Source organism: Flavobacterium phragmitis (genome assembly GCF_900112575.1).
Lineage (GTDB): Bacteria > Bacteroidota > Bacteroidia > Flavobacteriales > Flavobacteriaceae > Flavobacterium > Flavobacterium phragmitis.
Window position 1 is genome coordinate 254,034 of sequence record NZ_FOMH01000001.1, and the last position, 7,383, is coordinate 261,416.

Genomic DNA, 7,383 nt, shown 5'->3' on the forward strand with positions numbered 1-7,383 from the left:
AGATTTTTAAGGTTTTAGTTCTTTATGTCCATACTCAATGTATTTTGATAATAAATACAATTGATCTGTACCGTTTGGAAAATCTTGAATAAAGCAAGAAGTTTCTTGTAATCCGTTCAGACTAATATATTTATAGTATTCATTCCAAATCCAGGGCGTTGATGCTGAAGGATTGGTTATTGCTGTTGGTCGCATTGTGTATTCTGTTTCTAAAACATTTCTTCCAGCACTGGTAGTTACCAAATCTCTAATTTCAGAAAGCACATTTTGCATTGTAGGAATCATTTTGTCGTACATAAAATCATGTTGTTCGTTGATTGTAGGATACATAGAATTTAAAATTTTTACAAAATCTGCTCCTACAGAAGGATTATTGGCTTTTATAAAAAGATAGGCATGTATGCATTCATGCAAAATAGTTTTGGCATTTTCTATATTGATTTGACTTTTATCAGTATTAGGAATTAATATTTGTTTATTAATTTGAATTGTAATGTCATTTGTACCTACAGTTCGAGTTGTATTTGCATTTATTTCCTTTGTTGGCTCATCTTTATCATAAACATGGTCTGCAATTTCAAATTTTACATTAAATCGGTCACTATTATCAAACAAATCAACAAATAATTTTTGAAAGGTAGGAGATTGTGTTAAAGCATTATAGGTGCTATTAAATTTTTTTCCCTCAGTAGTATTATTATCAATGCTGGTGCGATCTACGTTTACAGGAGATCTTAACGATGCCCAAACATCGGTTAGAGAACCTTCAAAAGAGCTTGGTGCTCGATTTGCAATTGCCGCATCAAAAACATTATTTACTAAATTTATGGTTTCGATATCATAACTACCCATATAGTTTTTGTGGCTATCAAGATATTCATCTATTACAGTTCGTATATCTTGATTTTCAAATCTGTTAAAAAGATCAAATTTATTTCTATCAAATATATTAATATAATTAAAATAAGGGTCTATCATTTGTGTTGTTAAAATTGGTGTGTAGGGAATTACTTTAGTACAATTACCTCTTTCCATTGCTACACAAATATATTCTGGTAACCAATTTGGATTTTGGCTGTCAGGAGGAAAGTAAGCTCCTGCTCCAGTAGTACCACTAACTGGATTTGCACAACCTGTGCATCCTGGACCAGGGCCGGGAGTATTAGGTACTTGTGGAATTATATTGATACAACTAACAGAAACTACCCAGCCTGCTCTTTGGCTTCCTGTACCAGAACATGGTTCGCCAGGTGAATGATGTCCACCTGCTGAACATTTTTTAGGGGTATATGTTTCTATACACACTGTATATGGTTCATCAACATCATCATCTGGAAATGTTTCGCTTGAACTTTTTGCAGTTTTTGCAGTTACTATTTTTTCTTCAATATTTACTTTTCGTTTATAGTATAGAATGTCTATTTTTTTACTTCCAGTATAATCAATATTATCATTTATGTTTACGAGATGTTTTTTGATAGATTCCTTGTAATTTTCGTCTGGATAATAAGTAATTAAATAAACAGCATCTCTCAGAATATCTTTTTCTATTACAAGATTTTGAAAGATATATGAATCTCCAAATTCATTGATTATAGGAATAGTATAAGAAGTATAGTCATCCAAAGTATATTTTTTAACTTGGTTAGATAAATTTAAAGATTCTAAATTTATATTTTTAGAACTTACTCCGTCTATTCTTATTTTTTTTGAAGCATTGCTTAATATAGGATTTAAGTAGAGATCTTTTTTAACTTCATCCAAAGTGGTATTTTCCTGTTTGATGTTTGACAGAAATTCCGAATTTTTAGCTTGTTCACTAGTATCTTCAAAAGGTTCTTTGTTACAATTGTAGAATGAGAAAGAAACAAAGGTTAACAAAATTAGATTAATGAATTTAATTTTTTTCATGGCATATATTTTTGGTTATAAATTGGTTACTAAAAATAAAAGTAGTATAAAACTTATATAAAGCAAATTTTAGTGAATTTATTTTATAAGAAATTATTTATACATTAAAACCAGGCTCAAAAATATTTGAAACTATTTTTAATGCTATGATTTACTTTACTTAAATTTGCATAACACAACTTAATAAGTATAGAAAAATGAAAATTTCGATAGGAAACGACCACGCAGGCCCAGAATATAAAAAAGCAATTGTTGCCATGCTTGAAGCAAAAGGTTATGAGGTAACAAATTACGGAACAGATACAGATGCTTCTGTTGATTATCCTGATTTTGGACATCCTGTTGCCAATGATGTATCTGAAGGAAAAGCTGATTTTGGAATCGTAATCTGCGGAAGCGGTAACGGAATCGCAATGACTGTTAATAAACACCCGAAAGTAAGAGCTGGTTTATGCTGGACTAAAGAAATCGCGTATTTGACGCGTTTACACAATGATGCCAATATTGTGAGTATTCCAGCGCGTTTTACTTCTATTCATCAAGCAGTTGAAATTGTTGAAACATTCTTAGAAACTGCTTTTGAAGGCGGAAGACACCAAAATAGAGTGAATAAGATTGCTTGTTCGTAAAATGTCAAAAAAAATCGGGTGCTTCGCACCAATAGCATAAAAACACACCGGGCGGATTTTTAAATTCATCCGGTTTTTTATTTTAAGTATTTGAAAATTAATGGTTTAAAAAGATAAAACTCAGCTTATTAACAATGTTAATATCTATATATTATGAGTTAATTTCAAGTAAATCAACACAGCTTGAACTAGAATAATATATAAGAACTTCATAATAAATGTAGTTTTACTCGTTTTATGTCTAAAGAAAAACATACCTGTTAATAAGCCAATAGATCCACCAATAAAAGCGAGTACAAATAAGGTACTTTCAGGTATGCGTTTGTTGTGCCTCCGGGCTTGAAATTTATCGTAACCCGTAAGGAGAAATGTTAGGCTATTTACAAATAAAAAATAGAGTAATAAAACTTTCATGGGCTAGGAATTAAAAACAAAGATATTATTTTAGCAAAATAATTGATCTATGTACTTCGTTTTTTAACAAGTAAATATATCATTTTAAAATTAAGAATTTATTTCATTAAAAGTATGACTAATATTCAATTCATTGCCAAGTCTGTTCAGGCACCGGCAGTAAGTATTCAAAACACAGTTAAATTATTAGAAGAAGACTGTACGATTCCGTTTATTTCGCGTTACCGAAAAGATGCTACAGGAAATTTGGATGAAACTGTAATTGAGCAGATTGCAAAACTTCAAAAAGATTACGATACGCTTATAAAGCGTAAAGAAGCGGTTCTAAAATCTATCGAAGAGCAAAAAGCACTTACACCAGAATTGAAGAAAAAAATTGAGGATAGCTTTGATTTACAAGAAATAGAAGATTTTTACCTTCCATACAAAAAGAAGAAAAAAACAAAAGCTGATGTGGCGCGCGAATTTGGTCTTGAACCATTAGCAAAATTGATTATATCTGAAAGTGATGCTGATATCGATTTTGTTTCGACGCAGTACATTAATGAAAATGTTATTAACGAAGAAGCCGCTATTCAAGGCGCAAGAGATATTGTAGCCGAGTGGATTAATGAAAACATTTATGTTCGTAAACAGCTTCGTAGATTGTTTCAGCGAAAAGCGACTATTGCTACAAAAGTGGTTAAAAAGAAAGCTGAAGAAGAAGGAGCACAGAAATTCAGTCAATATTTTGATTGGGAAGAACCGTTGACAAAAGCGCCAGCGCACCGTTTACTGGCAATGTTACGTGCAGAAAACGAAGGTTTTATAAAAATGAAAATAGATGTTGATATCGATGACGCTTACGATGTTATTGACGAAATTATCATTAAAAAACAAAACAATACCACAGCTCATTTGCAATTAGCAATTGAAGACAGTTACAAACGTTTGTTGAATCCGGCAATTGGAAACGAGACTTTACAAGAAGCAAAAGCGAAAGCCGATGCTAATTCGATTCAGGTTTTTGCTAACAATTTAGGACAGTTATTATTAGCTCCACCGTTAGGGGAAAAACGTATTCTGGCAATCGATCCAGGATTCAGAAGCGGTTGTAAAGTAGTTTGTCTGGACGAAAAAGGCGATTTATTATACAACGAAACTATTTATCCGCACGCGCCTCAAAACGAGGAAACAATGGCAATCAAGAAAATTCGTTCGATGGTAAATGCCTATCAGATTGATGCGATTTCTATCGGGAATGGAACAGCTTCACGTGAAACAGAATTTTTCATCAAAAAAATAGCGTTTGATAAACCAGTTCAGGTTTTTGTGGTTTCTGAGGCTGGAGCTTCGGTTTATTCAGCTTCAAAAATTGCGAGAGAAGAATTTCCAAATTACGATGTAACGGTTCGTGGTTCGGTTTCTATTGGGCGACGACTTTCAGATCCGTTGGCCGAATTGGTAAAAATCGACCCGAAAGCAATTGGAGTAGGGCAATATCAACACGATGTTGACCAAACGAAATTAAAAGAAGAATTAGATAGTACGGTTATTCGCTGCGTAAACTCGGTTGGAATCAATATTAACACAGCAAGTAAACATTTGCTAAGTTATGTGAGTGGAATCGGGGAGAAGCTTGCCGAAAATATAGTGCAATATCGTTCTGAAAACGGCCCTTTTGAAGACAGAAAACAACTTAAAAAAGTACCACGTTTAGGAGATAAAGCATATCAACAAGGAGCAGCGTTTATTAGAATCACCAATGCTAAAAATCCGCTGGATAATTCGGCGGTGCATCCAGAGGCTTATCCGGTTGTGGAAAAGATGGCGAAAGATTTGAATATTTCTTTGAATGAGTTAATTGCAAACAAAGAAAAAACAGCGCTTATTAAGCCCGAAAAGTATGTAACACCTGAAATTGGTTTATTAACGCTGAAAGATATCATAAAAGAGCTTGAAAAGCCTGGATTGGACCCGAGAAAATCGGCTAAGGTTTTTGAATTTGATGCGAATGTAAAATCGATTAAAGATTTGAAGACCGGAATGATATTACCAGGAATTGTGAATAACATTACCAACTTTGGATGCTTTGTTGACATCGGAATCAAAGAAAGCGGATTGGTTCATATTTCTCAGTTAAAATCAGGTTATGTGAGCGATGTAAATGAAGTGGTGAAATTGCATCAGCATGTTGATGTAAAAGTGACTGAAGTTGATGAGGATAGAAAGAGAATTCAGTTGACGATGATACTTTAATAAAATTCCAATACTAAAAAATCCAAATTCCAAAAATGGAATTATAAAAAAACTCCCAAATTACAACTTGTAATTTGGGAGTTTCTATGTTTAAGATTATTTCAAAATCACTTTTTTAGTAACACTTTTAAAATCATCATTGGATATTTTTACGAAATAAACACCGGAAGCTTGATTGGTTAAATTGATTTCGGTGTTTTCTGAAATTGTTTTTTCTTGATGAATAACACTTCCAGAAGGGGAAATTACTGAAATAGTCGATTGCTGAGGCGCACTAATTGTGATTCGATCAGCGCTCGGATTTGGGAAGAGCGTAACAGTAGATTTTTCAATATCAAAATTTTCATTGGACAAATTAGCAGTTGGGGGCAGATAAAAATTACCAGTTAATAAAAAAGAGTATAATGTTTTTAGGGTATGATTAAAATAGCTGTTCGGCTCGTTAAGGTTTTTTAAATCGGTATAAGAAGCATCTAAATGCGCTTGATTTTCACCAGCCATAGCAGCGCATGCAAAAGCGCCAACAAACGTAGCATTGTGCCATTGTCCACTTACAGTTCCGTTTTGGTTGTAACCGTCTTTAATATTCGCAGTTCCGCCAAGATTAACGCGAACAAAATCAGATGATTTTTTAGCATACGTTTTGGCTTCGGCTGTTCCGTACCAAATATAATCAACAGCAATTCGCCAAGGTGTTCTGGCTGCGTCGTAAGTGTATAATTTTCCTGCATTGGCATAACCTCCAGCTTGAGAAGAATACGCTCCAGAAGCTTCACACCAATCTGAAACTAATCCACCAATAGCATTGTTTTGTACCAAATTGTTGTTGATAACTGTATAAGCTCTATTAGCTACTTGATTCCAAAAGGCTGCATCGTTTGTAAAAGCTCCGAAGGCGCGGTAATAAGCAGGAGAGAAGTAGGATATGTTTGTAATTGAACTTCCACCAAATTGATCGCCAGGTTTTAAAACATAAGTATTGGCTTCAACTTCGTAATTTTTAATAGCAGAAATTAAAGCCGTTGCATCACTTTTGTAATTGATAGTTCCAGTACTTTTCCATTGATAATCGGCAACAATAAGAGCGAAAGCGGCATCTAGTTCGGCATCGGTTGCTCCATTATAACCAATGGTTGCAGAACATCCACTGATTTTCCAGTTCATTACTTTATTACCGTTAACATTGTCTTTATAATACAACCAGAAACCATCGAACAACGTTTTATCTGCCATATAAGCAGAAAGAAGCATTCCGTAAGCAATACCTTCAGAAACGGTCTCAGAAGAGTTGTCAAATTTTACGCGGTAACGTCCGTTAGAACAGGCTTCGACAAAATTGGTTTTCCAGGTATTGTAGTTGTTTTGAGCATCTTGACTGCTTCTGGGGGTAGCCATAAGTCCGTTTCCGTGCACCTTATTGGCCGGAAAAGGCTGTGTTTGTGATTGACTTTCTAAAGCAAGAAGAAAGGCGACCACGAAAAATAGGTTTTTCATATCTTAAAAAATTTAGGGTGACTAAAAGTAAGATTTTTTAGATATAAAAAAAAGTCCCAAACTACAATTTGTAGTTTGGGACTTTTAAAAAAATCAAAACAGATTATTTTTTCAAAATAAATTTCTGAGCTTTAAATGTATTGTAATCTGTATTTTGAATTAAGTAAACACCATCGGCAAGATCTTCTAAATGGATTGTATTAAGAATATCTGTATTTAGATGTACTGATTTTACCAGTTTTCCGGCAGCATCTATTATGACATATTTTCCGTTGTATTTAGTAACGATATTTAAAACGCCACGACTTGGAACAGGATACATTTTAAATTCTGAAACGTTGAAATCATCCAGACCTAAAGTAGTTACATTGATACAATCAGAAGCAACTGTACATCCTGCAACTGTAATATCAACTTTATATTCTCCTACGACTGAAGGGGTAAAAGATTGATTGGTTTCATTTGTTAATAATGTATTTGGACATTTATACCACTGATACGTAGCTCCAGATTGATTTGCAGTTAATATTCCTGAATTTAAATTTACTGTTTTTAGAATTGCAGAAGAATTGTTAATAGTTAATACTAAAGTTTTAGTATCACAACCAACAGTGTAGTCATAATTTCCAGAAGATGTATAAGTAATACCATTCACCGGCCATGTATAACTGTCGCAAGCCGTTTCAGTTTGTGTTGA

General features: G+C 33.6%; 6 protein-coding genes. 2 read left to right on the forward strand and 4 right to left on the reverse strand.

All coding sequences use genetic code 11. The annotated features are described in order from the left end of the window. Positions 1–6: 6 nt before the first annotated feature. Positions 7–1,911 (reverse strand): SprT family zinc-dependent metalloprotease, encoded by a 1,905-nt coding sequence (locus tag BM289_RS01135; protein ID WP_091490129.1) that lies wholly within the window; start codon positions 1,909–1,911, stop codon positions 7–9. A gap of 197 nt (positions 1,912–2,108) precedes the next feature. Between BM289_RS01135 and rpiB the strand changes: the two genes are divergently transcribed. Then, positions 2,109–2,540 carry a ribose 5-phosphate isomerase B gene (gene rpiB, locus BM289_RS01140; RefSeq protein WP_091490132.1) on the forward strand — a complete coding sequence of 144 codons (432 nt, stop codon included), beginning with the start codon at positions 2,109–2,111 and terminating at the stop codon, positions 2,538–2,540. A gap of 144 nt (positions 2,541–2,684) precedes the next feature. On the opposite strand, the gene BM289_RS01145 is transcribed toward rpiB, so the two are convergent. Further along, positions 2,685–2,954 (reverse strand): DUF1294 domain-containing protein, encoded by a 270-nt coding sequence (locus BM289_RS01145; RefSeq protein WP_091490134.1) that lies wholly within the window; start codon positions 2,952–2,954, stop codon positions 2,685–2,687. A gap of 114 nt (positions 2,955–3,068) precedes the next feature. Between BM289_RS01145 and BM289_RS01150 the strand changes: the two genes are divergently transcribed. After that, positions 3,069–5,192, forward strand: coding sequence for a Tex family protein (locus tag BM289_RS01150; protein WP_091490137.1), 2,124 nt, complete (start codon positions 3,069–3,071; stop codon positions 5,190–5,192). Positions 5,193–5,288: 96 nt separating this feature from the next. Here the strand turns inward: BM289_RS01150 and BM289_RS01155 are convergent, their stop codons facing one another. Both BM289_RS01155 and BM289_RS01160 read right to left on the reverse strand, forming a co-directional pair. Beyond that, the gene (locus BM289_RS01155; RefSeq protein WP_091490139.1) at positions 5,289–6,686 is read right to left on the reverse strand and encodes a glycosyl hydrolase family 8; all 1,398 of its coding nucleotides are present in this window, start codon (positions 6,684–6,686) and stop codon (positions 5,289–5,291) included. Positions 6,687–6,789: 103 nt separating this feature from the next. Continuing rightward, the coding region (locus BM289_RS01160) for a T9SS type A sorting domain-containing protein (RefSeq protein ID WP_143102027.1) at positions 6,790–7,383 on the reverse strand (594 nt) is incomplete at its 5' end.